The organism is Corallococcus llansteffanensis, from assembly GCF_003612055.1.
Taxonomy (GTDB): domain Bacteria; phylum Myxococcota; class Myxococcia; order Myxococcales; family Myxococcaceae; genus Corallococcus; species Corallococcus llansteffanensis.
On record NZ_RAWB01001096.1, the window covers coordinates 1 to 872 of the forward strand.

At 65.7% G+C, this 872-nt stretch carries 1 pseudogene; it reads left to right on the forward strand.

Annotation, left to right across the window (positions count from 1 at the left end):
- Nucleotides 1-138 precede the first annotated feature (138 nt).
- Nucleotides 139-857, forward strand: a pseudogene (locus D7V93_RS47225) (IS5 family transposase); the annotation flags it as partial.
- Between the last annotated feature and the right edge of the window lie 15 nt (nt 858-872).

Here is an 872-nt window from a genome sequence, read left to right on the forward strand (position 1 = left end):
CTAGGGGGTGTCCCTAGTTATCTGAAGAAAGGTGCTGGAGGCCGAGCGGCCGCCAGCACCGTGGGCAGGGTTGAGCTTGCAGGGAAAGGAAGAGCTGAGCACCCCTGGTGAGTGCACCGACATGAGCTGACGGACGAGCAGTGGAAGCAGCTTGAGCCCCTCATCCCTGCCCGACGAGGGCCGCCCACCCGCAAAGGGGACCGGCAGTTCGTCAATGCAGTGCTCTGGCGGGTGAAGACGGGCGCACCCTGGCGTGACTTGCCAGAGCGTTACGGGCCCTGGAAGACGGTCTACAACCGCTTCGGGCGCTGGGCGACCCGAGGAGTATGGGAGGGGCTCTTCAAGGCGCTGCAGCTTCAAGTGGATGAGGTCGGCTCGCTGCTGGACGCCACCATCATCCGGGCGCATCAGGACGCCTCGGGTGCAAAAGGGGGGTCCGATGCAATGCTCTGGGCCGTTCTCGAGGAGGCTTTTCTTCCAAGGTCCACGCCCTCTGCACCACCCAGGGCCAGCCGCTCGAAGTGACGCTGACGCCGGGGCAGCGTGGCGACGTCACTGAAGCCGAGCACCTCCTTCAGTATGCGCACGGCAAGGCGCTCATCGCCGACGCCGGCTATGACGCCGACCACCTCGTGCAGGCCGTCCGGGAGCGCGGCATGAGGCCCGTCATCGCGATGAATCCAACGCGCAAGCACCACCGGCGCCGCAACAGCCGCGCCCTCTACCGGCTGCGCATCCAGGTGGAGTGCATGTTCCACCGCCTCAAGCGCTTCCGCGCCGTGGCCACCCGCTTCGAGAAGACCGCCACCAACTACCTGGCGGTCCTCCACCTGGCCTGCATGATGCTTTGGCTTAATTAGGGACACCCCCTA